General features: G+C 73.9%; 21 protein-coding genes and 1 pseudogene. 9 read left to right on the top strand and 13 right to left on the bottom strand.

The annotated features are described in order from the left end of the window. Positions 1 to 269: 269 nt before the first annotated feature. Positions 270 to 923: a DUF3000 domain-containing protein gene (locus ACIOHG_RS16050; RefSeq protein ID WP_400950451.1), complete on the bottom strand. Its 654-nt coding sequence runs from the start codon at positions 921 to 923 to the stop codon at positions 270 to 272. A gap of 180 nt (positions 924 to 1,103) precedes the next feature. On the opposite strand from ACIOHG_RS16050, the gene hemE reads away from it, so the two are divergent. Continuing rightward, positions 1,104 to 2,183 carry a uroporphyrinogen decarboxylase gene (gene hemE / locus ACIOHG_RS16045; RefSeq protein WP_400950448.1) on the top strand — a complete coding sequence of 360 codons (1,080 nt, stop codon included), beginning with the start codon at positions 1,104 to 1,106 and terminating at the stop codon, positions 2,181 to 2,183. A gap of 42 nt (positions 2,184 to 2,225) precedes the next feature. Here hemE and ACIOHG_RS16040 read toward each other — a convergent pair whose 3' ends face one another. Continuing rightward, positions 2,226 to 3,179 carry a DUF4349 domain-containing protein gene (locus ACIOHG_RS16040; protein ID WP_400950446.1) on the bottom strand — a complete coding sequence of 318 codons (954 nt, stop codon included), beginning with the start codon at positions 3,177 to 3,179 and terminating at the stop codon, positions 2,226 to 2,228. A gap of 167 nt (positions 3,180 to 3,346) precedes the next feature. Here ACIOHG_RS16040 and ACIOHG_RS16035 point away from each other — a divergent pair, with 167 nt between their 5' ends. From ACIOHG_RS16035 to hemQ, 3 genes are all read left to right on the top strand, one after another. Further along, positions 3,347 to 5,524, top strand: a complete 2,178-nt coding sequence (locus tag ACIOHG_RS16035) for a tetratricopeptide repeat protein (protein WP_400950443.1) — start codon at positions 3,347 to 3,349, stop codon at positions 5,522 to 5,524. A 61-nt stretch (positions 5,525 to 5,585) separates the two neighbouring features. Beyond that, positions 5,586 to 6,974, top strand: coding sequence for a protoporphyrinogen oxidase (gene hemG / locus ACIOHG_RS16030; RefSeq protein ID WP_400950441.1), 1,389 nt, complete (start codon positions 5,586 to 5,588; stop codon positions 6,972 to 6,974). A 21-nt stretch (positions 6,975 to 6,995) separates the two neighbouring features. Then, positions 6,996 to 7,724: a hydrogen peroxide-dependent heme synthase gene (gene hemQ / locus ACIOHG_RS16025; RefSeq protein WP_400950440.1), complete on the top strand. Its 729-nt coding sequence runs from the start codon at positions 6,996 to 6,998 to the stop codon at positions 7,722 to 7,724. A 72-nt stretch (positions 7,725 to 7,796) separates the two neighbouring features. Here the strand turns inward: hemQ and ACIOHG_RS16020 are convergent, their stop codons facing one another. The 3 genes and pseudogenes from ACIOHG_RS16020 to ACIOHG_RS16010 form a co-directional block, all read right to left on the bottom strand. Further along, positions 7,797 to 8,567: a TIGR04222 domain-containing membrane protein gene (locus ACIOHG_RS16020; protein ID WP_400950437.1), complete on the bottom strand. Its 771-nt coding sequence runs from the start codon at positions 8,565 to 8,567 to the stop codon at positions 7,797 to 7,799. A 104-nt stretch (positions 8,568 to 8,671) separates the two neighbouring features. Further along, positions 8,672 to 9,784 (bottom strand): TIGR04222 domain-containing membrane protein, encoded by a 1,113-nt coding sequence (locus ACIOHG_RS16015; protein ID WP_400950435.1) that lies wholly within the window; start codon positions 9,782 to 9,784, stop codon positions 8,672 to 8,674. Positions 9,785 to 9,852: 68 nt separating this feature from the next. Further along, positions 9,853 to 11,131: pseudogene (locus ACIOHG_RS16010) on the bottom strand (DUF692 domain-containing protein). 199 nt (positions 11,132 to 11,330) lie between these two features. Here ACIOHG_RS16010 and ACIOHG_RS16005 point away from each other — a divergent pair. After that, on the top strand, positions 11,331 to 12,242 hold the full coding sequence (locus ACIOHG_RS16005) for a GNAT family N-acetyltransferase (protein WP_400950433.1): 912 nt from the start codon (positions 11,331 to 11,333) through the stop codon (positions 12,240 to 12,242). 15 nt (positions 12,243 to 12,257) lie between these two features. Here the strand turns inward: ACIOHG_RS16005 and ACIOHG_RS16000 are convergent, their stop codons facing one another. The 5 genes from ACIOHG_RS16000 to ACIOHG_RS15980 form a co-directional block, all read right to left on the bottom strand. Further along, entirely contained in the window at positions 12,258 to 14,135 is a 1,878-nt protein-coding gene (locus tag ACIOHG_RS16000; protein ID WP_400950429.1) for a restriction endonuclease, read from the bottom strand. Between the two features lie 287 nt (positions 14,136 to 14,422). Beyond that, entirely contained in the window at positions 14,423 to 14,827 is a 405-nt protein-coding gene (gene msrB, locus ACIOHG_RS15995; RefSeq protein ID WP_400950427.1) for a peptide-methionine (R)-S-oxide reductase MsrB, read from the bottom strand. A gap of 25 nt (positions 14,828 to 14,852) precedes the next feature. Then, positions 14,853 to 16,259 (bottom strand): UDP-N-acetylmuramate--L-alanine ligase, encoded by a 1,407-nt coding sequence (murC, locus tag ACIOHG_RS15990; protein WP_400950425.1) that lies wholly within the window; start codon positions 16,257 to 16,259, stop codon positions 14,853 to 14,855. Positions 16,260 to 16,360: 101 nt separating this feature from the next. Next, positions 16,361 to 16,822 carry an indole-3-glycerol phosphate synthase gene (locus ACIOHG_RS15985; RefSeq protein ID WP_400950423.1) on the bottom strand — a complete coding sequence of 154 codons (462 nt, stop codon included), beginning with the start codon at positions 16,820 to 16,822 and terminating at the stop codon, positions 16,361 to 16,363. Positions 16,823 to 16,942: 120 nt separating this feature from the next. Then, positions 16,943 to 17,740: a pyrimidine reductase family protein gene (locus ACIOHG_RS15980; RefSeq protein ID WP_400950613.1), complete on the bottom strand. Its 798-nt coding sequence runs from the start codon at positions 17,738 to 17,740 to the stop codon at positions 16,943 to 16,945. 99 nt (positions 17,741 to 17,839) lie between these two features. Here ACIOHG_RS15980 and zapE point away from each other — a divergent pair, with 99 nt between their 5' ends. Then, positions 17,840 to 18,889, top strand: coding sequence for a cell division protein ZapE (gene zapE / locus ACIOHG_RS15975; RefSeq protein WP_400950421.1), 1,050 nt, complete (start codon positions 17,840 to 17,842; stop codon positions 18,887 to 18,889). Between the two features lie 15 nt (positions 18,890 to 18,904). Here the strand turns inward: zapE and ACIOHG_RS15970 are convergent, their stop codons facing one another. Then, complete coding sequence (locus ACIOHG_RS15970) at positions 18,905 to 19,327, bottom strand: hypothetical protein (protein ID WP_400950420.1); 423 nt, start codon at positions 19,325 to 19,327, stop codon at positions 18,905 to 18,907. Positions 19,328 to 19,404: 77 nt separating this feature from the next. On the opposite strand from ACIOHG_RS15970, the gene uvrB reads away from it, so the two are divergent. From uvrB to ACIOHG_RS15955, 3 genes are all read left to right on the top strand, one after another. Then, positions 19,405 to 21,495: an excinuclease ABC subunit UvrB gene (gene uvrB / locus ACIOHG_RS15965; protein ID WP_400950417.1), complete on the top strand. Its 2,091-nt coding sequence runs from the start codon at positions 19,405 to 19,407 to the stop codon at positions 21,493 to 21,495. A gap of 191 nt (positions 21,496 to 21,686) precedes the next feature. Beyond that, positions 21,687 to 22,268: a TerD family protein gene (locus tag ACIOHG_RS15960; RefSeq protein ID WP_400950414.1), complete on the top strand. Its 582-nt coding sequence runs from the start codon at positions 21,687 to 21,689 to the stop codon at positions 22,266 to 22,268. A 237-nt stretch (positions 22,269 to 22,505) separates the two neighbouring features. Further along, positions 22,506 to 23,480, top strand: coding sequence for a TerC family protein (locus tag ACIOHG_RS15955; protein ID WP_400950411.1), 975 nt, complete (start codon positions 22,506 to 22,508; stop codon positions 23,478 to 23,480). 59 nt (positions 23,481 to 23,539) lie between these two features. Here the strand turns inward: ACIOHG_RS15955 and ACIOHG_RS15950 are convergent, their stop codons facing one another. Both ACIOHG_RS15950 and ACIOHG_RS15945 read right to left on the bottom strand, forming a co-directional pair. Next, entirely contained in the window at positions 23,540 to 24,193 is a 654-nt protein-coding gene (locus ACIOHG_RS15950; RefSeq protein WP_400950408.1) for an MBL fold metallo-hydrolase, read from the bottom strand. A gap of 77 nt (positions 24,194 to 24,270) precedes the next feature. Then, positions 24,271 to 25,026 (bottom strand): maleylpyruvate isomerase family mycothiol-dependent enzyme, encoded by a 756-nt coding sequence (locus tag ACIOHG_RS15945; protein WP_400950406.1) that lies wholly within the window; start codon positions 25,024 to 25,026, stop codon positions 24,271 to 24,273. Positions 25,027 to 25,128 lie beyond the last annotated feature (102 nt).

The following is a 25,128-nucleotide window of genomic DNA, read 5'->3' as shown; positions in this document are numbered from 1 at the left end:
CATGCTTGGAAATCGCACAGATTCGATCGCTCCCGGCGACACGACGATCGGGAACGGGCAGGTAATTGACCGGGAGCGCATACGAAGTCACACTCCGTCAGTCCTGCGGGTGGAACCGCGCCACCGACGCGGACAAGTCCCCCCGGGGTGTGGCCGAGGCGGGGCCGGGGCGCGGCGGACCGGGCGGCGGCGGCCGGCTGACGGGCCGTCGGCGCGGGCGTGGGTGGCGGGTGCGAGTGGGGGTGCGGCTGTGGGCGCCGGCCCCGGGGTCAGTGCGAGTTGCGCGGCCGGCGGCGGGCCGGCATCGGCACCACGCCGCCGAGCAGCACCGGACCGTCGGCCGGCAGCGGGGCGGGCACCGACGGCGGCAGGCCCGCGCACACGCACAGCAGGTCGGCCCAGGCCGCCAGGTGCCGCTCGAAGCGGCGGTCGGCCGGCGTCCAGGACGCCCGCAGCTCGATCTCGGTGGACGCGCCGCGCTCCGCCAGCGCGCCGAAGTACTGGGAATGGCACCGCGTCACCGTGCCGGACGGCTCGGCGTACCGGGCGGTGTGCGCCTGCAGGGCGTCCAGCAGCCACGTCCAGCCGACCTCGGAGAGCAGCGGGTCGCCCGCCATCTCCGGCTCCAGCTCGGCCCGCGTCATGGTGACCACCCGGAAGTCGCCGTTCCACGCCTCCGGCGCGGCCGGGTCGTGCAGCAGCACCAGGGTGCCGTCCGCCAGCTCCTCGCCGTCCACCTCGACCGAGGCGGACAGCGCGAAGGTGTACGGGGCCAGCCGGCGGGGGGCGGGCTGCGGGGACAGCCGTACCTCGGGGCGCAACCGCGCCCCGGTCAGCGCCTCGACCGCGTCGCGGAAACCGATCGGCGCCGACTCCCTGCCCGTTCCTCCACCCTGTGCGGATTGCCCGCCGACCGCTGCCATGTCGGGAAGCCTAGGTGGCGCGGGCCCGCAATCCGAGCACTTTCCTCCCCCCGGCGTGCCGAAGTCCGCGAAACCGGCACCGAACCGCCCCCGAACGGACCTCTTCCGGACCCGCTCCGGCCCCGCGGCGGACCGGGCGGGCGGCCGGGGGAGCGTCGGCCCCGTGCGAGGATGGGGCCCGTGAGTGAGACCCCCGCAGCCCAGTCCGGTCAGCGGCCCCGCGGCGCCGCGTACGACTCCGTCTTCCTGCGCGCCGCCCGCAACGAGCCCGTCCCGCACACCCCGGTGTGGTTCATGCGGCAGGCCGGGCGCTCGCTGCCCGAGTACCTGAAGGTGCGCGAGGGCATCCCGATGCTGGACGCCTGCATGCGGCCCGACCTGGTCAAGGAGATCACCCTGCAGCCGGTGCGCCGGCACGGGGTGGACGCGGCGATCTTCTTCTCCGACATCGTGGTCCCGCTCAAGGCCGTCGGCATCGAGGTCGAGATCAAGGGCGGCGTCGGCCCGGTCATCGCCGACCCGATCCGGACCCGGGCCGACCTGCAGCGGCTGCGCCCGCTGGAGCCCGGCGACATGCCGTACATCACCGAGGCGGTCGGCCTGCTGGTCGCCGAGCTCGGTGCCACCCCGCTGATCGGCTTCGCCGGCGCCCCGTTCACGCTCGCCAGCTACCTGGTCGAGGGCGGGCCCTCGCGCAGCTACGAGAACACCAAGGCGATGATGTACGGCGACCCCGCGCTGTGGGCCGACCTCGTCGACCGGCTCGCGCAGATCACCTCGGCCTTCCTGGAGATCCAGATCGCGGCCGGCGCCTCGGCGGTCCAGCTCTTCGACTCCTGGGCCGGCGCGCTCGCCCCCGAGGAGTACCGCCGCTCCGTGCTGCCCGCCAGCGCCAAGGTCTTCGACGCGGTCGCCCTCTACGGCGTGCCGCGCATCCACTTCGGCGTGCACACCGGCGAACTGCTCGGCCTGATGGGGCAGGCCGGCGCGGACATCGTCGGCGTCGACTGGCGCGTCCCGCTGGACGAGGCGGCCCGCCGGGTCGGCCCCGGCAAGGGCCTGCAGGGCAACCTCGACCCGGCCGTCCTCTACGCCCCCACCCACGTCGTCGAGGCCAAGGCCCGCGAGGTGCTGGACGCCGCGAAGGTGCTCGGCGGCAGCCACCACATCTTCAACCTCGGCCACGGCGTCATGCCCACCATGGACCCCGACGCGCTGACCCGGCTCACCGCCTTCGTCCACGAGGCCAGCGCCCGCTGACACTCCGTCGGGGCCCGGCACCGGGCCCCGACGGCCGGGCCGCTACTCCTCGGTGTGCTGCGGCGGGTCGAACGGCTGCGGCGGGGCGGCCGGGACGAACTGCTTGACCCGGGGCGGCCGGCGGCGCAGGTGGCGGCGGAGCAGCCAGCCGAGCGGGGCCAGCACCAGCAGGAACGGGGCCAGGGCGGCCAGCACCATCAGCACCACCCGGAAGAAGCCGAGCAGGGCGTGCCAGCCGCCGTCCAGCGCCTTGCCGACCGAGCCCCAGAAGCCGGTCCCGTGCTGCTGCGCCACCGGCTCGGGCGGTACGACGGTGGTCAGTTCGAGGGTGATGGTGGAGAGCGAGGTCTTCGCGGACAGCTCCTGCTGCTGCCGCTGCAGGGACTCCAGGTCGGACTCGCGGCGGGTCAGCTCGCTCTCCAGCGACACCACCTCCGACAGGGTCTTGGCGTCGGCCATCAGCGCCCGCACCCGGTCCACGCTGGCCTTCATCGACTTGACCCGGCTGTCCACGTCGGCCATCTGCTGGGTCAGGTCGTCGGCCTTGCTGCTGAGCGCGATCCGGGCGCCCAGCCCGCCCAGCGCGTCCAGGGTCTTCTGGTACGACCCGGACGGCACCTTCAGGGTCAGCACCGAGCGCGCGCCGCGCTCCGCCCCGCCGCTCAGGTCCTCGCCCGAGACGTAGCCGTCGGCGGCCGTCACCAGGTCGACGGCCTTGCCGCGGGCGGTGTCCACCGCGTCCACCCGCAGGGTCAGCCGGGCCTGGTAGGCGATCCGACGGTCCGTCGCCGCCGCGCCGTTCGCCCCGGCGGTCGCCGCCCCGCCCGCCCCCGGCGTCGCCGCCTTGCCGGGCGTGGCCGCGCCCGCCGCGGCCTGCGGGGCCGCCGCGTCGTTCGCCACCACCCCGCGCGAGGACGCCGACGACCCGCCGCCCGCACTGCACCCGGCCAGCAGCAGCACCGCGGCCAACGCCCCGGCCGCGCCCGCTCTGCGCATCCGACGTTCCATCCGTACCCTCCCCGTGACTCCGGCGGGGCCGTTCGCCCGCCGCACGACCATGGGACGCACCGTCCCGGGAACGGGATCCGTTCGCGCGGTACCAGGTCGGTCACGGACCGGAGTCGGCGCGGTGACGGCGCTCCCAGGAGGAGTACAACGGGGGGATGGGGGAGTACGTCCACAGCATCGGCACCACCGTCAACACCGTGCGCGCGGAGGTGGTCGGCGGAACCGTCGTGCAGGCCGGCACGGTGACGTTCCGTCAACCCGACCCGCCCCGGCCGGCGCTGGACACCCTCCCGGCCGCCGGGATCCTCGCCGGGCGGGACGGCGAACTCGCCGACGTGCTGGCCGCGTTGGCGCCCGACCGGCCCGGGCCCCGGGCCGCGGTGGTCGGCGGTCTGGGCGGGGCGGGCAAGACCGCGCTGGCCGTGGCGGCGGCCCGGGAGGCCGTCCGGCGGGGCTGGTTCGACGGCGCGCTGTTCGTTCCGCTGCACGGCCACCACCCGGACGCCGAGGCCCGGGTGACGGTCGATCAGGCGCTGGAGGAACTGCTGCTGATGCTCGGCGTGCCCGCCGAGCGCGTCCCGGCCTCCCGGACCGGGCGGGCCGCGCTCTACCGCTCCGAACTGGCCGCGCGCGGCCGGGACGGCACCCGGCTGCTGGTGCTCGCCGACGACGCCGCCGAGGCCGCCGCCCTCGCCCCGCTGCTGCCCGCCCACCCCGGGCACGCGCTGCTCGCCACCAGCCGCGAGACGCTCGCCGAACTCGACGGCTTCCGGCTGGTCGAACTCGCCGGACTCGCCGAGGAGGACGGCCGCCACCTGCTCGACCTGGTCCTCGCCGCCGCCGACCCGGCCGACCGCCGCCCCCGCGAGGAGCCCGCGGCCGCCGCCGACCTGGTCCGGCAGTGCGCCGGACTGCCGCTGGCGCTGCGGATCACCGCCGCCCTGCTGGTCGCCGACCCCGGCCTGCGGCCGACCGACCTGGCCGCCGAACTCGCCGACGCCGCCAACCGCCTCGACGTGCTCCAGTACGGCGGGCAACTCGCCGTCCGGGCCGCCTTCGACCTCTCGCACCGGCGGCTCGACCCCGCCCTCGCCGCGCTGTTCGCCCGGCTCGCGCTCGCCCCCGGGCCGCACCTCACCCCGCCGGCCGCCGCCGCCCTCGCCGACCTCCCGCCCCGGACCGCCGCCCGGCAGCTGGCCGCCCTGCGCCGCGCCCACCTGCTGGAGGCCGCCCCGGCCGGCCGGGGCGCCGTCCGCTTCCACGACCTGGTCCGGCTGTACGCCGCCGAACGGGCCGCCCGCGACCTGACCGGCACGGAACGCACCGCCGCCGTCACCCGGCTGCTCGACCACCTGGCGGACGCCCTGCGGGACGCCGACGCCCGCCTCGGCACCGACCGGCCCGCCACTGACGACGCCGCCGAGCACGCCGCCCGCGCCGAGGCGCTCGACTGGTTCGACACCGAACGCGACAACCTGCTCGCCGCCGTCCACCTCGCCGCCGACACCCACCCCGGGCACGCCCGGACCACGGCCCGGCTGCTCGACGGCTACCTCGCCCACCGCTGGCGCAGCGCCGACCGGGTGGCGGTGGCCGCATCGCTGGCCCGGGCCTGCCGGGAGCTCGGCGACCGCCAGGGGGAGGGCTGGGCGCTCGCCACCGCCTGCGAGGCCCACCGCGACCTCGGCGACGGCGCCGCGGCCGCCCGCGCCGCCGAGGCCGCCCTCGGGGCGGCCCGCGAGATCGGGGACCAGCGGCTGACCGCCGGGGTCCACAACGACCTCGGCGACCTCGCCCGGAACCGGGGCGACCTCGACGCCGCCCTGCACCACCACCGGCAGGCCGTCCGGGTGCACCGCCTGCACGGCACCCGGCACGGCCTGGCCGTGGCCCAGCTCCGGCTGGCCGGAACCCTGCGGGCGGCCGGCCGGACGGACGCGGCGATCGTCCGCAGCGGGGCCGCGCTGCGGAACTTCCTGGCCCTCGGCGACCGGAACCGCGCGGCCTCCGCACTCGCCGAACGCGGCAGCGCCCAACTCGTCGCGGGACAGCCCGCCGCCGCCGTCGACAGCCTCGAACAGGCCCTCGCCCTCTACCTGGAGTTCCACCAGCCGCAGCGCGAGGCCGAGGTCCACGGCGCCCTCGCGCTGGCCCGGCTGCTCCTCGGGGAGACCGAGGCCGCCGCCGGTCACGCCCGCCGGTCGGTCGCCCTGGCCGACACCCACGGCCGGCCCGAACGGGGCGCCGACGCCGAGGCCCTGCTCGCCGCGATCGAGCGGGCCGCCGCCGCCCCGCCGGGCCGGCCCGGGGAGACCGCCGGGGAGACCGGATGAAGGGGGAGGCCGGGGCAAGGCCGGTCCGGGGAACCGGATAAAGGCTGGGAGACTGGTCGGCATGGCGAAACCTCACGTCGTGGTGATCGGTGGCGGGGTCGCGGGCCTGGCCGCGGCCGCGTTCCTCAGTGCCGGAAGTGCCGGAAGTGCCGGGCCGGTGCGGGTGACCGTGCTGGAGGGCTCCGGGCGGTTCGGCGGCAAGCTCCTCGGCGGCGAGGTCGGCGGCGTCCGGGTCGACCTCGGCGCGGAGTCGATGCTGGCCCGCCGCCCCGAGGGCGTCGAGCTGGCCCGCGCCGCCGGCCTCGGCGAGCGGCTGGAGCCGCCCAGCACCGCCAAGGCCGCGATCTGGACCGCCGACGGCCTGCGCCCGCTGCCCGGCGGCCAACTCATGGGCGTCCCCGGTGACCTGGCCGCGCTCGAAGCCTCCGGCGTGCTCACCCCCGAGGGCCTGCGGCGGGTCCGGGACGAACGGCCCGCCGAGCTCGGCGAGGACGCCCCGATCGGCCGGTACCTCACCGAACGGCTCGGCCGCGAGGTCGTCGACCGGCTGGTCGAACCGCTGCTCGGCGGCGTCTACGCCGGGCACGCCGACGAGATCTCGATCCGCGCCGCCGTCCCGCAACTGCTCGAACTCGCCCGCCGCCCCGGCTCGTTGACCGCCGCGATCGCCGAACTCGGCAGCCGCGCCACCGCTGCCGGACCGGTCTTCAACGGCCTGCGCGGCGGCCTCGGCACCCTCCCCGACGCGGTCGCCGCGCACGCCCGCGCGCTGGGCGCCGACCTGCGCACCGGACACCCCGTCGAGGCGCTGCGCCGCACCCCCGACGGCTGGCGGATCACCGCCGCCGGGCGGGAACTCACCGCCGACGCCGTGGTGCTGGCCGTCCCCGCCCCGCAGGCCGCCGCCCTGCTGGAGGCCGACGCCTCCGCCGCGGCCGCCGAGCTGCGCCGGATCGAGTACGCCTCGATGGCCCTGGTCACCCTGGCGTTCCGGCGCGCCGACCTCGCCGACGCCCCGCTCACCGGCAGCGGCTTCCTGGTCCCGCCGGTCGACCGTCGCCACATCAAGGCCTCCACCTTCTCCAGCAACAAGTGGGGCTGGCTGGAGCGCTCCGCCCCCGACGCCTTCCTGCTGCGCACCTCGCTCGGCCGCCACCACGAGGACGCCGCCCTGCAGTGGGACGACGACGAACTCGTCGCCCGCTCGCTCGCCGACCTGCGCACCGCCGTCGGCCTGCGCGCCACCCCCTACGACCGGGCCGTCACCCGGTGGACCGACGGCCTCCCGCAGTACCCCGTCGGCCACCTCGACCGGGTCGCCCGCATCCGCACCCGGCTCGACGCCCTCGGCGCGGTCGCGGTCTGCGGCGCCGCCTACGACGGCGTCGGCATCCCCGCCGTCGTGGCGAGCGCCCGGCGGGCCGCCGCCCTGCTCACCCCCGGCACCTGAACACCGCACCCAGAAGGGACAATGGGCCCCATGACCGATAGCACCGAAGCACCCGCGCAGCCCGTGAAGAAGAAGGCCCGCGACCTCAACCAGGTGATCCGCTACACCATGTGGTCGGTGTTCCGGCTCAAGGACGCCCTCCCCGAGGACCGCACCGCGCTGGCCGCCGAGGTCGACGCCCTCTTCGAGCAGCTCGCCGCCAAGGACGTCACCGTCCGCGGCACCTACGACGTGTCCGGTCTGCGCGCCGACGCCGACCTGATGGTCTGGTGGCACGCCGAGTCCTCCGACGACCTCCAGGAGGCGTACAACCGCTTCCGCCGCACCGGCCTCGGCCGCGCGCTGGAGCCGGTCTGGTCGAACATGGCGCTGCACCGCCCCGCCGAGTTCAACAAGTCGCACATCCCGGCGTTCCTCGCCGACGAGCAGGCCCGCGAGTACGTCTGCGTCTACCCGTTCGTCCGCTCCTACGAGTGGTACCTGCTCCCCGACGAGGAGCGCCGCGGCATGCTCGCCGAGCACGGGAAGATGGCCCGCGGCTACCCGGACGTCCGGGCCAACACCGTCGCCTCGTTCGCGCTCGGCGACTACGAGTGGCTGCTCGCCTTCGAGGCCGACGAACTGCACCGGATCGTCGACCTGATGCGCGACCTGCGCCCGTCCCGGGCCCGCCTGCACGTGCGCGAGGAGGTGCCGTTCTTCACCGGCCGCCGCAAGCCGGTCGCCGACCTGCTGGCCGGCCTGTACTGAGCCGTCGCGGTGTCGCAGGACGGGCGGGGCCCGGGGAGCGCGCGCTCCCCGGGCCCCGCCCGTCTCCGGGCCCTAACGGTGGATCAGGGCGGCGCGCAGGCGCGGGTCGGCGACCGCGTCCGGGCCGCAGATGGCCACGGCGGTGAGCAGGTCGTCCGGGGTCTCGGTGTGGTGCGGGTGCGGCCAGCGCAGCGCGCGCAGCAGGCTCTGCCCGGCCGGGGCCGCCCAGGCCGTGTAGGCGTGCACGTCCACCCGGGCCATCAGCAGGGTGCCGCCGGTGAGCACCAGCGGCAGCGCGTACCAGGCCACCGCGGTGCGGGCGGCGGCCCCGTCCGGGGCGCTCAGCAGCACCGTCAGCAGCAGCATCGCGGCCGCCCCGAGCAGCGCGTACCGGACGTGCCGGATCGCCCGCAGCGCCCGATCCCGGACCACCGCCGGCGTGGCCAGCCCCGCCAGCGCCAGCCGGTCGCCGATGTCGCGGACGGTCGGGTGCGCGGCCAGCGCCGCCTTCAACTGCGCGGTGCGGCACTGCCCGTCGGGCCCGATCGCGTTGATCAGGGCCCGCTCCAGCCGGCCCCGGCCCTGCGGGTCGACCACGGTGGTCCACCCCGTGTGCGCCAGGTGCAGCCGGCCCAGCCCGGCCATCCGCACCAGCGCCAGGTCGACCACCCGGCCCGGGCCGCCGGCCAGGTACGCGGTCTCGTAGAGGCCGACCCCCGGGGGCCGGCCGGGCGGGGCCGGGAGGCGCCCGGACAGCGAGTCCGCGATCGCCGCCACCCGGACCAGCCGTAGGCAGGAGAGCACCGCGGCGGCACAGGACGGGATCAGCAGCAACACCCACATGCGTGTTGTTCTAGTCCCGCGCCGGGGCCGAACGGAACGCCTGCCCCGACCGCGATACCGAACTGTGACACTCCGCGGGCACCTGCCGGACACCCGAAAGGCACTCAGGAACCACAACCGCCACCGCCACCGCCGCAGGACGACCCGCCGCCCCCGCAGGAGCTCGACGAACCGCAGGAGTGCGAGGAGCCGCCGCACGAGTGCGAGGAGCCCCCGCAGGAGTGCGAGGAGGAGTGCGAGGAACCCCCGCAGGAGTGCCCCGAGTGCCCCGAGTGGCCGTGGTGGCCGTGCTGGTCCGTGGACGCCCCGCAGGAGGCGGTGGCCGCTCCGCACCAGGCCGCGCCGGTCGCGACGTAGCCGCTGTCCGCCGCGGAGTCCGAACCGCCGGAGCGCCGCGAGCGCCCGGACCGGCCCGCCTTGGCCAGCGTGACCGGCGCCGTCGGCCCGCCGCCCATCGCGTCCCGCAGCGGCCACAGCGCCTGGTCGGCCAGCGCCGACGTCCCCTCCAGCGCGAACGCGCCGACCAGCACGGCGTGCTCGGGGGAGACCCCGGCGGGCCGCCACGGGCTGCTGCCGCGCATCAGCAGCAGCTGCCGCCGCCCGGCCGGGGTGATCCGGGACCGCGGCGGACGCCCCACGATCAGGTGCACCAGGGTCACGATCAGCAGGGGGACGAAGAGGGCGAACGGCGGGAACCCGGAACCCGGACGGGGCCCGGACAGCCACTGCGCGACCGCCACCGCGCAGAGCACCAGCAGGGCCGGCGGCACCAGCAGCCCCAGCCGCCAGGCCCGCCGGGCGGCCCGCAGCGCCACCGGGTGCCGCAGCAGCCCGCGGGCCGCCAGCGCCTCGCCGATCCCCTGCACCTCCGGGCTGCCCACCACCGAGGCCCGCAGCACCTCCAGGTCCCGCCCCGCCCGGCCCCCGACGGCGGTGATCAGCACCCCCTCCACCGGGTCGCGCGGCGCCGGGTCGGTGACGGTGACCCGGTTGGCCCGGGAGATCACCACCCGGCCCTCGCGCTCCATCCGGACCAGGACGGTGTCCACCACCCGGCGCGGCCCGCCCGCCAGGAACGCCGCGTGCAGCAGCGGAATGCCGCGCCCGGGCAGGCCCTGCGGGTCGGTGACCCGGCGGCTGCGCCGGTTGAGGACCGTGGTGGCGGACATCGTCAGGACGACGAGTGCCAGCGCCACGACGAACGGAATGTTCCACATCCCCCGTACTTCCCTTCAGACGATGACGGTGACGGTGACGACAGCGGTGGCGAGCAGCCCGGTGCCGGTCACGGGTGCGCCCGGGCGGTGCGGCGCGGCAGCAGCCGGCCCCAGCGGCTCGGCGCGGGCCGCAGCAGCCGCTCCAGCGCGGCGTGCCAGGGCGCGGCCGGGGCGGCGTCCAGGGCCCACTCGGCGAAGGCCCGGGCGTCGGCCCGGTAGCCGCCGGTCAGCGGCCGGCCGGCGGCGTACCGGCGGAACAGCGGCGCGAACTCCGCGCCCAGCAGCTCCGGGAGCTCCGGCATCAGGTGGCCGACGGTCTCCCGGCGCTTGGCCAGCAGCCCCTCGGCCTGCACCCGCAGCTGCTCGGGGTCGAACCCCGCGGGCGCCGGGCCGCCCGCCACCAGGGCGGCCAGCAGCTCCTCCTGGCGGTGCGCCAGGTCGCGGCGGGCCAGGGCCAGTTCGGCGTCGACCCGGTCGCGGATCAGGTACTCGTTCTGCTCAGACACGGACGGTCTCCCCCCGGTGGGCGCGGGTCGCGCGGTGGACCCGGCGAACGGCGTCGAGTTCGGCGGACAGTTCGGCGGGCGGCGGGTACGCGCCGTCCCGCTCCAGCAGCACCCCGGGCGGGTCGACCCGCTCGCAGAGCGCGGCCAGCACCTCCAGCACGGGCGCGGTGACGGGATGGGTGTGGGTGTCGTGCCAGACGCCGTCCCGCTCGATCCCGCCGGCGACGTGCACGTAGGCGACGGCCGCCAGCGGCAGCCGCTCCAGTTCGGCGACCGGGTCGACCCCCAGGTTGACCCGGTTGGTGTGCAGGTTGGCGACGTCCACCAGCAGGTGCACGCCGGTGCGCTCGACCAGCTCGGCCAGGAACTGGGCCTCCGTCAGCTCGTCCCCGGGCCAGGCCAGGTGGGCCGCGATGTTCTCCAGCGCCAGCGGCGCCGGCAGCTCGGCCTGCGCGATCCGGACGTTCGCCGCCACCACCCGCAGCGCCTCCCGGGTCCGCGGCACCGGCAGCAGGTGCCCGGCCTCCAGCCCGCCCGCCCGGACGAACGCCAGGTGCTCGCTGACCAGCGGCGACCCGAGCGCCTCCGCCACCCCGGCGAGCCGGGCCAGCCGCCCCGGATCGGGCGCCGAGGCGTCCCCCAGCCCCAGCGAGACGCCGTGCGGGACGACGGTGGTGCCGCGCGCCCGCAGCAGCTCCAGCGAGGGCGGCAGGTGGTCGGCGCACACGTTCTCGGCGACCACCTCGACCCAGTCCAGACCGGGCAGCCGCTCCACCGCGGTGTCGATCTCGGACCGCCAGCCGAGCCCGGTGCCCAGTCGCGGAATACCGCTCGCAGACATGCCTCACCCCTTTTCCGACGGGCCGTGGCCGACGCCGATTCCCCCTGTTGCCGAGGGTGTATCCGGCGCGGGCCGCTGCCAAGCGGCGCAGGGCGAACTCAGAGCTGAACTTGAGCTTTCACCGGTACTGAACACGTCCGGGGGAGGTGGGGGAAATTCAGCGGCGCGCGGACGAACGAATGGCTAACGTGACATGCCTATGACTTCGCAGCCGTACCGCATCCGACCGTTCGCACCGTCCGACGCCGCCGACGCCGCCGATGCTTACCGGGCCGGCCGTCCGCACCTGGTCACCACCCCCGAGGTCGTCGCCTGGCAGGCCGGCCTGCCCGACCACCACCTGCTGGTCGCCGAACGGGCCGGCCGGGTCGTCGGCACCGCCCGGTTCGGCCCCGTCGTCGAGAGCACCACCCCGCACCAGGGCTTCCTGAACGTCAGCGTGCTCCCCGAGCACCGCGGCGCGGGCATCGGCACCGCCCTGCTCGCCGCCGCCGAACGGGACCTCGCCGCGCTCGGCGTCCGCGCGGCCCACGGCTGGGCCGACGGCACCCCCGAGGCCCTCGGCTTCGCCGCCGCCCGCGGCTACCGGCGCGGCCGGGCCGGTCGGTTCTCCGGCCTCGACCTCACCGCCCCGCTGCCGCCGCTCCCGCCGACCCCGCCCGGCGTCGAACTGCGCACCGCCGCCGACTTCCTGGACGACCCGCACCCGATCTACCTGGTCGACATCGACGGCACCCGCGCCGAGCCCGGCGACCTCGAACTCGACGACCAGCCCTACGAGAGCTGGCTCGCCGAGATCTGGCACCGCCCCGACCAGGAGCACACCCTCACCGCGGTCGTCCTCGCGGACGGCGAGCCCGTCGCCTTCTCCGCCGCCCAGACCGACGGCCACCGCACCTACTGGTCCGCCTTCACCGCGACCCGCTCCACCCACCGCGGCCGCGGCCTCGCCAAACTCGCCAAGGCCCACTCCCTGCACCACGCGCAGGCCCGCGGCCTCACCGCCGCCTACACCCAGAACGACGCCGGCAACGCCCCGATGCTGGCCATCAACGACTGGTTCGGCTACCGCGAGTGCGCGACGGAGTGGAAGCACACCCGCACGCTCTGAACCCCGGGGGGCCTCCTACGCCACGTCCACGCCGTGGTCGCGGGCCAGCCCCGCCAGGCCGTCGGACCAGCCCTGGCCGACGGCGCGGAGCTTCCAGCCGTCGGCCGGGTGGCGGTAGAGCTCGGCGACCAGCATCGCGGAGATCGCCGGGTCGGCCGGCGGCCGGAAGACCCAGGCCGCGGGGCCGGCCGAGAGCTCGACGGCGGGGTCGACCAGGTCGGCGCAGGTCGCGTCGCCGTCCGTGTCGAGGTTGACGGAGATCGCCACCCGCCGCACGGCGTCCGGCAGCCGGCCGGTCAGCACGGTCGCGCTGCGGTCCGCCGGACGGAGCGTCACCGCGCCGTCCTCGGCCGTCGGCTGGTGGTAGAAGACGAAGTCCTCGTCCCGGCGGACCTTCCCGCCGGCGTCGAGCAGCAGCAGCGTCAGGTCCGCCTCGGCCCCGCCGGAGCGGAACCGCACCCGGACCTCCCCGGCGGGCAGCACCGCGTTCTGACCGGGTTTCAACTCACTCAGGGGAGTCGGAGGTTCGGCAGCGCGCTGGCGGGGCATCTCGACTGAGGCGGGGCCCAGCCGTCCTGGCAGGCCATGCTCGCGGAGTAGTTCGATCAGCATCGACCCGTCGACCAGCGTGAGCGGTTTCCCCTGGGCATGCTTGCGGGAGCCCGGACCGAACCGCGAGGTGGTGACCAGGATGCCGCGGTTGGCGCCCTGGTGGCGCATCGTCGACTCCAGGTCGCGGACGGCGCTGGGGGAGACGGTGTGCCGGTAGCGTTTTGCCTGGATGACGATCTTTCCGCCGGTGATTGGGTCCGGGTCCTCGGCGAGGACGTCCACGCCCTCGTCGCCGCTGCGGTCGGTGGTGCTGGTGCGGAAGCCGCGGCGGCGGAACAGTTCGGCGATCAGCTTCTCGAACTCGAGTGGGTCCATCGTGAACAGGTCTGGCTCATCACCACTGGTGGAGAAGGTCGTGGCAGCAGGGCGGGCCGAGACCGGCTCGGCCTTCTCCGGGCGGGCGGACAGCTGTCCGGAGAGTGCGTGCAGCAGGCAGTCCAGCGGCTCGACCCGGTCCAAGGCCAGGGACTGGAAAGTCGCGCGGTCGACCTCGACGGCGACGAGGCAGTGTTCACGATCCTGTCCGGTGGCCGGATCCGGGACGATCGCAAATCCATTCAGGCCGACAACGGAGATCAGCCTTTCGGCATCGGCTCTGAACACCTCCGCTATCACCCGCAACGCGCACTGTGCCAGTGTCTCGCGGTAGATCTCCCGACGCTGGGTGGCCGGCCGGGTGACTTCGTCCTCACGATCGGCGGATCGCACGTAGCGGTACTTCGAGAGCGCGGGCACCACGTCGTACGGTGGCAGCAGCCACTGCACCACCAATCGGTTCGTCGACGCGTCCCAGGAGACCTCGCAGCGGATCGGGAACCCGTTGGGCCAGTCCTCGCGCCAATTGAGGACCGCTTCGAACAGTCCGACCACTGCATCGACCTCGCCGGCCCGTACCCGCTCTGCCAACTCTGCGGCCTGAGTGGATTGCCAGGCCAGCTGCCGGCCTCTTTCGAGCGCCCAAGTGTCGTACTGGACACGGTAGTCGGCGAGTTGCCGCTGCCGTTGCTGCTCGGCCCCCCAAGCCGCGTGCCAGTCGTGTTCGAACCTGCCCCGTGCCTGTGCGGCCTGCGCGTCCCAGTGTCGACGGGCGATCGGGTCGTATGCCTGAGCGCCAGTCAATGGTGGTACCAGATAGCGGTTCTGGTCGGGCATTTGGATGGGCACGCCCAGCGTTCCCGGATCGAACGGCGGCAGCGGTTCCTGACTCGCCGCCGCAATCGCAGCCAGGGAAAAGCCCCGGCCTGCCAGCCCTGTAGCCAGCACACTGCGCAGTTCGGACACCTGGGCGTCCAACTCGGCGGTTCGGCGGCTCGCTTCGGCGGCTCGCTCCTGCTCATAGCTGCGCTGCGACCTGCCGAGAGACGTCCCGCGCCCCGTCTCGCGCCGGGCGGCCGACCCGGCCGTGGGAGCGGACCTCTCCGTCTCCGTTCGGCGGTGCTGCTCGCGCTGAGCCTCTGCCAGTATCGACCACACCCCGGAAGACCGCCGTGCCACGCCCGCCCCACCCACGTCAAAGACCATTCGGAAGAAGGTCCAAGTCTTCCACGTGGGCAGGCGGGGCGGGGAGCCTACTCGGCGGGCTTCAGCTTCAGCGAGATCGAGTTGATGCAGTACCGCTGGTCCGTGGGCGTACCGTAGCCCTCGCCCTCGAAGACGTGGCCCAGGTGGCTGCCGCACTTCTTGCAGCGCACCTCGACCCGGCGCATGCCGAGCGAGGTGTCCTCCAGGTACTCCACCGAGTCGCCGGCCAGCGGCGCGTAGTACGACGGCCAGCCGCAGTGCGAGTCGAACTTGGTCTCGCTGCTGAACAGCTCCGCACCGCAGGCCCGGCAGCTGTACACGCCGACGGTCTTGGTGTCGGTGTACTCGCCGACGAACGGGCGCTCGGTGCCGGCCTCGCGGAGCACGTGGTACTCCTCGGGCGACAGCTCGGCCCGCCACTCGGCGTCGGACTTCTCGACCTCGTAGCTCACGGCACTCTCCAGGGCAGCCGGGGACTCAGACAGCAGGTGCAACGTCGGCCAGGGCGGCCAGAATTTCCGGGCCCAGGTTGGTCACGTCGCCCGCGCCCATGGTCAGCACCAGATCGCCCGGCCGGGCCAGGCCCGCCAGCACCGCCGGGGCCGCCGCGAAGTCGTGCTCGGCCCGGACGTCCGCGCCCGCCCGGCGGGCCGCGTCGATGATCAGCTCGGCGGTGACGCCGGGGATCGGGTCCTCGCGGGCCGGGTAGATGTCCAGCACCACCGAGGCGTCGGCCAGCGCCAGCGCCGCGCCCATCTCCTCGGCCAGCTGCTGGGTGCGGGAGAACAGGTGCGGCTGGAAGACCACCAGCACCCGGCCCGCGCCCGCCGCCTCCCGGATCGCCTCCAGGTCGGCGGCCATCTCGGTCGGGTGGTGCGCGTAGGAGTCGATCACCTGCACGCCGCGCGCCTCGCCCTTCAGCTGCAGCCGCCGCCGCACCCCGGTGTACGCGCCCAGCGCCTTCGCCAGCCCCTCCGCCGGGACGCCCAGCGCCACGCCCGCGGCCAGCGCCGCCACCGCGTTGTGCGCGTAGTGCCGACCGGGCACCGAGACGGTGAACACCAGCCGCTCGCCGCCCAGTTCGACCGTCACCTCGCTGGTCATGCCGTGCGCCGCGACCTCCAGCACCCGGACGTCCGCGTCCGCGGCCGCGCCGACCGTCACCACGTGCAGCCCGTCCCGCCCGGCCACCCGGCGGGTCAGCTCGCGGGCGCCTTCGTGGTCCGCCGACACCACCAGGGTGCCGCCCGGCCGGATGCGGCCGACGAAGGTCTCGAAGGACTCGTAGATCTCCTCCATCGACGCGTAGTTGGCGTGGTGGTCCAGTTCCACGTTCAGCACGATCGCCACCTCGGGCGCGTACTTGTGGAAGCTCCGGTCGCTCTCGTCCGCCTCCGCGACGAAGATCTCGCCCGCCCCGTGGTGCGCGTTCGACCCCGGCGCGTCCAGGTCGCCGCCGATCGCGTACGAGGGCTCCAGGCCCAGCTCGCCCAGGCTGACCGCCAGCATCGAGGTGGTGGTGGTCTTGCCGTGCGTCCCGGCCACCGCCAGCGCCCGGCGGCCGCCCATCAGCGCCGCCAGCGCGTCCGACCGGTGCACCACCGGCACGCCGCGCTCCTGCGCCGCCACCAGCTCCGGGTTGTCGGCCCGGATCGCGCTCGACACCACCACGCTGCTCGTCCCGGCCGGCAGGTGCTCCGCCGCGTGCCCGACGAACACCGTCGCCCCCAGCTCGCGCAGCGCCCGCACGGTCTCCGACTCCTTCGCGTCGGACCCCGAGACGGTCGCGCCGCGCACCGCGAGGATCTTCGCCAGGCCGGACATGCCGGCGCCGCCGATGCCGATGAAGTGCGGGGCGTGCAGGTCGTGGGCGGCGTCGTTCAAGGCGGGCTCCGTACGGGCGCGAGGAGAGCGGGGGCAATGGGCAGTCCCGGTGTCCTCGAAACGAGGACACCGGGACGATTCTGCCCTAATCGGCAGTCCGGTCAGGAATCGCTGGCGAACAGCTTGAGCACCGGGACGCCCACCTCGTGCCGGGCCCGGGAGGCCCAGTCGCGGTGGAAGAACTCCTCGACGAAGTGCGGCGAGGTGAGCACCAGCACCTCGTCGGCCCGGTTCTCCTCGACCACCTCGCGCAGCCGGACCAGCGGGTGCGACCCGACCACCTCGCCGACCGCCTCGGCCCCGGCCCGCTGCAGGTGGCGCAGGCTGTGCGCCAGGGATTCGCCCGCGAGGGTCGGCGCGTCGTCGTCCTCGTCGTGCTCGTGCACCGCCCGGTCCAGATGGCCGAGGGCCACGTCGTCCAGGGCGCGGAGCAGTTCGTCCTGCTTGCCGCGGGGTTGCATCAGGACGACGAAGGAGACCTTCTCCTCGCCGTGGAGTGTCGTGACCAGCTCCACGTCGGCGTCGGAGAGTGCCTTCTCGATCATCAGTACGGTCTTGAACACGTGAGTCCCTTCGCTGGTACGGGCCCCCGGGTCCGGCTCAGATCCCCTTGCTCCATAGTGCCCGGAGGAAGGATTCCTCACGCTGCACACGCGCCACACGGATCACATGATCCACATCGGTCAGGATGCGTCTCCGGTGAGGTCGTGGTCGTTCGGGGATCGGTCCGGATCGGTCGCTCGCAGGTAGCGGGTGAAGAGGAAACCTTTCTGCTCGATCAATGACACCAGTCGCATGGGGCGCACGTGCGGGATTTGCGGACCGTTCACGATCCTCGGTGAATCACCCGCAGTCACCAGGGGGGCCACCGACAGGCACAATTCGTCGAGCAGGCCCTCCGCCGCGAGCTGGCCGAGCAGGCGGGGGCCGCCCTCGGAGAGCTGTCGGCGCCAACCACGCTCCGTGAGCGCCGCCACCGCGCGGGGGAGGTCCACCGACCCCGTTCCTGCGGTGATCACATCGGCTCGTTCGGCGGTCCTGGCGAGCCGGTCGGGCGGCGCGTCGACCGTGGTGACGACCACGGTGGGCACCAGCGGCTCGGTGAACAGCGGCGCCGAGAGGTCCAGGTCCAGGCTGCGGGTCACCACGGCGATCACCGGGGCCGGCAGCTGTCCCGCCGCGGCCCGGCGCTCCGCGAACTCGGCCCGGGCCCGCCCCGGCCGGTAGCCCTCGGCCCGGACGGTCTCCGCGCCCACCAGTACCACGTCGCACAGCGCCCGCAGCACCCCGAAGATCCGCTTGTCCGCCTCGCCGGACAGGCCCTCGGAGAGGCCGTCCAGCCGGGCCGCCCCGTCCAGCGAGGTCACCATGTTCGCCCGCAGCCACCGCCCCCCGTCCGGGTAGGCGTACGCCTCGGCCAGCCACTCCAGGGTGCCGGGGCCGCCGGGGGTGCCGGGGTCCGCGCCGATCAGTTGCCGCATGTCGCTCAGCTGCTCCATGCCTCCAGAGTCTGGCAGCCGGGAGCGGCGGGGACCCCGCCTCGCGGCTCCGGGCCACCCGCTCGCGTACCCTGTTGTTCCGTGTCTGCTGCTGCCTCGGAGTCCGATATTCACACCGCGATAGCCCTGGCCGATCGGCGCCCGGTGGTCCCGGCCGAGCGGCTGGTGGCCGAGATGGTGCCGCCGCCCCGGTTCGCCGGGGTGAGTTTCGGCAGCTACCTGCCCGACCCGGCGCAGCCCAGCCAGTACGAGGCGGTCCAGGTCCTGGAGTCCTTCGCGGCCGGCCTGAACGGCGCCGCCGAACCGCCGAAGCGGGGCTGGTTCCGGCGGTCCGCGCCGGTGCCCGCCGGTCCGGCCGGGATCTACCTGGACGGCGGCTACGGCGTCGGCAAGACCCACCTGCTGGCCTCGCTCTGGCACGCCGTCCCCGGCCCGAAGGCGTTCGGCACCTTCGTCGAACTGACCAACCTGGTCGGCGCGCTGACCTTCCAGGGCGCGGTCCGCACGCTCTCCTCGCACCGGCTGCTGTGCATCGACGAGTTCGAGCTCGACGACCCGGGCGACACCGTGCTGGTCTCCACCCTGCTCGGCAAGCTGGTGGAGAACGGCGTCAAACTCTGCGCCACCTCCAACACGCTGCCGGAGAAGCTCGGCGAGGGCCGGTTCGCCGCCGCCGACTTCATGCGCGAGATCCAGGGCCTGTCCGCGCACTTCCGTCCGATCCGGATCGACGGCCAGGACTACCGCCACCGCGGCCTGCCCGACGCCCCGCCGCCGTACACCGACGCCGAGGTCACCGCCCGCGCGGCGAAGGCCCCGGGCGCCTCGCTGGACGACTTCGAGACGCTGCTGGAGCACCTGAAGGAGGTGCACCCGAGCCGCTACGGCGCGCTGCTGGACGAGGTCGGCGCGGTGTTCCTGCGTGGCGTCCGGCAGGTCGACGACCAGGCGACCGCGCTGCGCCTGGTGGTGCTGGCCGACCGGATGTACGACCGGGAGCTGCCGATCACCGCCTCCGGCGTGCCCTTCGACCAGGTGTTCACCGAGGAGATGCTGCGCGGCGGCTACCGCAAGAAGTACCTGCGCGCGGTCTCCCGGCTGGTCGCGCTGGCCCGCGACTCCGCGAAGTAGCGCCGGGGGCGGGGCTCAGCCGTACAGGGCCGGGTCCGGCTCGGTGCCCCAGGGCAGTACCGGGCAGCCCTGGTGGGTCAGCCCGGTCGGCTCCCGGCCGTCCGTCCGGGCGACCAGCAGTTCGTAGCTGTCGGTCCCGCTGAACACCGTCAGCAGCGCGCAGCCGAGGCCGGTCAGCACCCCGGACAGGTGGTCGAGCTGGCGGACCAGCAGGTCGCCGCGCTCCAGCGTCGGGTCGTTCTCGGCGGCGCGCCGGACGGCGCCGTCGTCGACACCGGTCGGGTCCGTCCCGAGGGCCCGGGCCCGCCCGGCGGCGAAGGCGGCCAGCTGGCCCGGCTCGTCCTCGCCGCTCCAGTCCAGCACGAGGAGCACCGCGTCGACATCCGCCCCGGCGGCCCGCTCGTCGGCGGTGAGGACCAGTTCTGCCAGTTCCGTCATGCCGGGGACGCTAGCAAGGGCGGCCGACAGGGCCGGACCGGCCGCGGAGTGTCGGTGCTCCGCCGTACCGTGGGGGCGTGCGTCCCATCACGAGTATTGAGCGGTCCGTGGCGCCCTTCGAGGTCGTCAGTCCCTTCCAGCCCAGTGGCGACCAGCCGGCGGCCATCGCCGAGCTGGAGCGCCGCATCCGCGCCGGGGAGAAGGACGTCGTCCTGCTCGGCGCGACCGGCACCGGCAAGTCGGCCACCACGGCCTGGATGATCGAGAAGCTCCAGCGCCCCACCCTGGTGATGGCGCCGAACAAGACGCTGGCGGCCCAGCTGGCGAACGAGTTCCGCGAGCTGCTGCCGAACAACGCGGTCGAGTACTTCGTCTCGTACTACGACTACTACCAGCCCGAGGCGTACGTCCCGCAGACGGACACCTACATCGAGAAGGACTCCTCGATCAACGAGGAGGTCGAGCGGCTGCGCCACTCCGCCACCAACAGCCTGCTCACCCGGCGGGACGTCGTGGTGGTCGCGTCCGTCTCCTGCATCTACGGCCTCGGCACCCCGCAGGAGTACGTGGACCGGATGGTCCGGCTCAGGGTCGGCGAGGAGGTCGACCGGGACGCGCTGCTCCGCCGCTTCGTGGACATCCAGTACACCCGCAACGACCTGGCCTTCACCCGCGGCACCTTCCGGGTCCGCGGCGACACCATCGAGATCTTCCCGGTGTACGAGGAACTCGCCGTCCGGATCGAGATGTTCGGCGACGAGATCGAGGCGCTCTACACGCTGCACCCGCTCACCGGCGAGGTGATCAGCCAGGACGACTCGATCCACGTCTTCCCCGCCTCGCACTACGTGGCCGGCCCGGAGCGGATGGAGCGGGCGATCAACGGCATCGAGGCCGAGCTGGAGCAGTCGCTGGCCCGGATGGAGAAGCAGGGCAAGCTGCTGGAGGCCCAGCGGCTGCGGATGCGCACCACCTACGACATCGAGATGCTCCGCCAGATCGGCACCTGCTCCGGCGTGGAGAACTACTCGATGCACTTCGACGGCCGCGAGCCCGGCTCGCCGCCGAACACCCTGCTCGACTACTTCCCGGACGACTTCCTGCTGGTCATCGACGAGTCGCACGTGACGGTCCCGCAGATCGGCGCGATGTACGAGGGCGACGCCTCGCGCAAGCGCACCCTGGTCGAGCACGGCTTCCGGCTGCCCTCGGCGATGGACAACCGCCCGCTGAAGTGGGAGGAGTTCCAGGAGCGGATCGGCCAGACCGTCTACCTGTCGGCCACCCCCGGCAAGTACGAACTCGCCCGCGGCGACGGCCAGGTGGAGCAGATCATCCGCCCGACCGGCCTGATCGACCCGGAGGTGGTGGTCAAGCCCACCGAGGGCCAGATCGACGACCTGGTGCACGAGATCCGGCAGCGGGTGGAGAAGGACGAGCGGGTCCTGGTCACCACCCTCACCAAGAAGATGGCCGAGGACCTCACCGACTACTTCCTCGGCCTCGACATCCGGGTCCGCTACCTGCACAGCGACGTGGACACGCTGCGCCGGATCGAGCTGCTGCGCGAACTGCGGGCCGGCGAGTACGACGTGCTGATCGGCATCAACCTGCTCCGCGAGGGCCTGGACCTGCCCGAGGTCTCGCTGGTGGCGATCCTGGACGCCGACAAGGAGGGCTTCCTGCGCTCCGGCACCTCGCTGATCCAGACCATCGGCCGCGCGGCGCGCAACGTCTCCGGCCAGGTGCACATGTACGCCGACAAGATCACCCCGGCGATGGACCTGGCGATCGGCGAGACCAACCGCCGGCGCGCCGTCCAGCAGGCGTACAACCAGGAGCACGGGATCGACCCGCAGCCGCTCCGGAAGAAGATCGGCGACCTGCTCTCCACGATGAGCGCGGAGGACGTCGACACCGAGGAACTGCTCGCCACCGGGTACCGGCAGCAGGGCAAGGGCCGGGCGCCCGTCCCGGCGCTGGGCACCGAGCGGAAGCCCGCCAAGAGCCTGCCCGCCGCCGAACTCGCCCAGCTGGTGCAGGACATGACGGACCGGATGCACACCGCCGCGGCCGAGCTGCAGTTCGAGGTGGCGGCCCGGTTGCGGGACGAGGTGAAGGAGCTCAAGCGCGAGCTGCGCCAGATGCGCGAGGCCGGAATGGCCTGATCCGGGGCCGGGAGGCGCCGGAAACCGCCGCTGTGTCGTGGTTCTGCCACAGTCCCGCCGCCCCGCGCCGGTGCGGCGGGACGGCGGCGTAGGCTGGGGCGCGGTCGGAGTGCGGCCATCCGGCGTTCCCGGCGCGGCCGGGGGCACGGCGAGGTCCCGGGAGACGCCGGGAGGAAGCAGAGGTCGGCAGCGTGTCCGTGAACCTGGCCAAGGGCCAGAGCGTGAGCCTGTTGAAGTCCACCGGCGAGACTCTGACCGTGGTCCGGATGGGCCTCGGGTGGAAGTCCGCCCCCGGAAAGCGCGGCTTCTTCAGCCGCCGCCCCAAGGAGATCGACCTCGACGCCTCCGCCCTGCTGTACGACGGCAAGGTGATGAGCGACGTGGTGTTCTTCTCCCACCTGGTCAGCAACGACGGCTCGGTGCAGCACACCGGCGACAACCTGGTCGGCGGTGCGGGCGCGGGCGAGGACGACGAGAGCATCGTGGTCGACCTGACCAAGGTGCCGCGCCGGGTCACCCAGATCGTCTTCACCGTCAGCTCGTACACCGGCCAGAACTTCCTGGAGGTGCAGAACGCGCACTGCCGGCTGGTCGACGAGACCACCGGCAAGGAGCTGGCCCGCTACGAGCTGACCGGCGGCGGCACCCACACCGGCCAGATCATGGCCAAGGTGGTCCGGGACGGCGACGGCTGGAAGATGACCGCGATCGGCGCCCCCGCCACCGGGCGGACCTTCCGCGACATGCTGCCCTTCGTCGAGCCCTTCCTGTAAAAGGCCGTCAGAAGACCCCGCAACAGAGGGAGTTCTTTACCTTCTTTACCTTCCCTTGGTTTTCCTGTTAATCTTCAGGGAGCGGAGGGGAGTATTCCCCGTTCAGCGACCCCGTCATCACGGGCGCCCCCAGCGGCGCCCCGGGGCGCTGGCCGTGCGACGCCGGGGAGTGTCGCACGGTGGAAGAGACCTCCGGCAAGTGACGATGTTGTTCGCCTACCTGCCGGAGGAGCAGTAGTGGACGTTTCCGTGGGCCTGTGGACCGGCACCATCGCGGTGCTGGTCGCCCTGATCGTGGCCGATTTCTTCATCGGCGGCCGAAAGCCGCACGAGGTCTCCGTCAAGGAGGCCGGTATCTGGACGGCCGTCTGGATCGCGCTCGCCGTGCTGTTCGGCGGATTCCTCTGGTGGCACGGCGGCGGGAAGCCGGCCGGTGAGTTCTTCGCGGGCTACGTCACCGAGAAGTCGCTCAGCGTCGACAACCTGTTCGTGTTCATCCTGATCATGGGCAAGTTCGCGGTGCCGCGGATCTACCAGCAGCGCGTGCTGATGTTCGGCGTGATCATCGCCCTGGTGCTGCGGGCGGTCTTCATCGCCGGCGGCGCGGCCCTGGTCGGCCAGTTCTCCTGGGTGTTCTACCTCTTCGGCGCCTTCCTGGTCTGGACGGCCTGGAAGCTGATCAAGGAGGCCCGGGCCGACGAGGAGGAGGAAGAGTTCGAGGAGAACCGCCTGCTCAAGTCGATCGAGAAGCGCTTCCCCTCCACCGACCAGTACCACGGCACCAAGCTGGTCGTCCGGGAGAACGGCCGCCGGCTGATGACCCCGATGCTGATCGTGATGCTCGCCATCGGCACCACCGACGTGCTGTTCGCGCTCGACTCGATCCCGGCGATCTTCGGCCTCACCCAGGACGCGTACATCGTCTTCACCGCCAACGCCTTCGCGCTGATGGGCCTGCGCCAGCTGTACTTCCTGATCGGCGGGCTGCTGAAGAAGCTGGTCCACCTCTCCTACGGCCTGTCGGTGATCCTCGGCTTCATCGGCGTCAAGCTGGTGCTGCACGCGCTGCACGAGAGCGGCGTGCACGTCCCCGAGATCAGCATCCCGGTCTCGCTCGGCTTCATCCTGCTGACCCTCGCGGTCACCACCGTCACCAGCCTGGTCGCGGCGAAGAAGCAGGCCGCCGCCGAGCCGGAGAAGATCGACGCCTGACGCACCGCGAGGGCCCCGCCGGAACCGTCCGGCGGGGCCCTCGCGCGTGCTGCGGCGGGTCACCAGCCGCGCTCGCGCCACTCCGCCAGGTGCGGGCGCTCGGCGCCCAGGGTGGTGTCGTTGCCGTGGCCCGGGTAGACCCAGGTCTCGTCCGGGAGGACGTCGAACAGCTTCTCGTTGACGTCCCGGAACAGCGAGTCGAAGGCGGCCGGGTCGTTCCAGGTGTTGCCCACCCCGCCCGGGAAGAGGCAGTCGCCGGTGAACACGTGCGGGTGGCCCTGCGGGTCGTCGTAGACCAGCACGATCGCGCCCGGGGTGTGGCCGACCAGGTGGCGGACCGTCAGCTCGACCTGCCCGATCCGGAGCACCGAGCCGTCCTCCAGCGGGACGTCGGTGGGCACCTCGATGCCCTCGGCGTCGATCCGCCCGGCCGCCGTCCGGGCCCCGGTGGCGGCGACCACCTCGCCCAGCGCGTCCCAGTGGTCGCGGTGCCGGTGCGTGGTGACCACCATCGCCAGCCGCTCGCCGACCGTCTCCAGCAGCACCGGCGCGTCCGCGGCCGCGTCGATCAGCAGCTGCTCGCCGGTGGCCCGGCAGCGCAGCAGGTAGGCGTTGTTGTCGTACGGGCCGACCGCGACCTTGGTGACGATCAGGTGCGCCAGCTCCCGCACGTCCGGCGCGCCGCCGACCTTCACCGCTCCGTGGTACGTCATCACGCCGCTCCTCGCTGCCGCTGTCCTGCGCTCGGGTGTCCGTCGGGTGTTCGTCGGGTGTTCGTCAACCCCGGCCATCATCCCATCGGGGGGAGCTGCGGCAGCGCGCTGCGCGGGTCGACCAGGCCCTCGCCGGCCCGGTGGACCTGGAGGCCGTCGCCGTCGGAGCGGCCGGAGAGCCAGCCGGTGAGCGCCCGCACCGGGCCCTCGACGGTCAGCTCCGGCGCGGCCTCCGGGTCGCCGAGCCGGGCCTCCAGGCCGGCGTCCTCGGCAATCAGGCGGACGGCCGGGAGCCCGGCCAGGGCGCCGAAGTGCCCGCCCAGGCGGCGGAACTCGGCGGTGGCGAAGTCCTCCGGCCAGTGCGCGGGGGTGTAGCCGGCGTTCAGGTCGACGTGGTGGTACTCCAGCTCGGCCAGCCGCTTGACCGGCAGCTGCCAGGCCGGGAAGACGTAGCCGGAGCGGTGCTTGACCTCGGCGCTCCAGTGCTCCGGGTCGAGCAGCGCGGCGGCGTCCAGGAAGCGCTGCTGGCTGTCCCGGACGTCGGCGACCTGCTCGGCGAGCGGCCGCCCGGCGCCCGCCTCGATGGCGGCGTCCCGGGCCTCGGCGCTCGGGTACTGCGGGATGTCCTGCCCGGTGCGGGCGCCGTTCAGCAGGTTGACCAGCGAGTCCGCGTTGCGGGCGAGGTGGGTGAGCACGTGGCCGCGGGTCCAGCCGGGCAGCGCGGAGGGGGCGGGCACGTCCTCCGGGCGCAGCTCGCGGAGGGTGTGCAGGAGCAGGTCGGTGCTCTCGACGGTGGCCCGCAGCTGGGCCGCTGCGGTGCTGGAGTCGCTCATCGGAGGCCTTTCCCGAGGTTCGGTGGAGCGGGTGCGGGACCGGCCCGGGCGTTGCCCGGGGCGGTTGTCAGTCGTTGACGCTACCGTCGAGCGCGGGTGCCG

The organism is Kitasatospora sp. NPDC088134 (genome assembly GCF_044741705.1).
Lineage (GTDB): Bacteria > Actinomycetota > Actinomycetes > Streptomycetales > Streptomycetaceae > Kitasatospora.
This window is presented reverse-complemented; position numbering and strand designations above follow the sequence as displayed.

Excerpts from the sequence above, each read along its gene's own strand:
- ACIOHG_RS16005 (WP_400950433.1), top strand. The coding sequence starts at position 11,331 with ATGACTTCGCAGCCGTACCGCATCCGACCGTTCGCACCGTCCGACGCC.
- ACIOHG_RS16020 (WP_400950437.1), bottom strand. The coding sequence starts at position 8,567 with ATGTGGGTGTTGCTGCTGATCCCGTCCTGTGCCGCCGCGGTGCTCTCC.
- ACIOHG_RS15980 (WP_400950613.1), bottom strand. The coding sequence starts at position 17,740 with ATGCGGCAACTGATCGGCGCGGACCCCGGCACCCCCGGCGGCCCCGGC.
- ACIOHG_RS16050 (WP_400950451.1), bottom strand. The coding sequence starts at position 923 with ATGGCAGCGGTCGGCGGGCAATCCGCACAGGGTGGAGGAACGGGCAGG.
- hemG (WP_400950441.1), top strand. The coding sequence starts at position 5,586 with ATGGCGAAACCTCACGTCGTGGTGATCGGTGGCGGGGTCGCGGGCCTG.
- ACIOHG_RS16035 (WP_400950443.1), top strand. The coding sequence starts at position 3,347 with ATGGGGGAGTACGTCCACAGCATCGGCACCACCGTCAACACCGTGCGC.
- hemQ (WP_400950440.1), top strand. The coding sequence starts at position 6,996 with ATGGGCCCCATGACCGATAGCACCGAAGCACCCGCGCAGCCCGTGAAG.
- ACIOHG_RS15950 (WP_400950408.1), bottom strand. The coding sequence starts at position 24,193 with ATGACGTACCACGGAGCGGTGAAGGTCGGCGGCGCGCCGGACGTGCGG.
- ACIOHG_RS16040 (WP_400950446.1), bottom strand. The coding sequence starts at position 3,179 with ATGCGCAGAGCGGGCGCGGCCGGGGCGTTGGCCGCGGTGCTGCTGCTG.
- ACIOHG_RS15970 (WP_400950420.1), bottom strand. The coding sequence starts at position 19,327 with ATGACGGAACTGGCAGAACTGGTCCTCACCGCCGACGAGCGGGCCGCC.
- ACIOHG_RS15945 (WP_400950406.1), bottom strand. The coding sequence starts at position 25,026 with ATGAGCGACTCCAGCACCGCAGCGGCCCAGCTGCGGGCCACCGTCGAG.
- ACIOHG_RS16015 (WP_400950435.1), bottom strand. The coding sequence starts at position 9,784 with ATGTGGAACATTCCGTTCGTCGTGGCGCTGGCACTCGTCGTCCTGACG.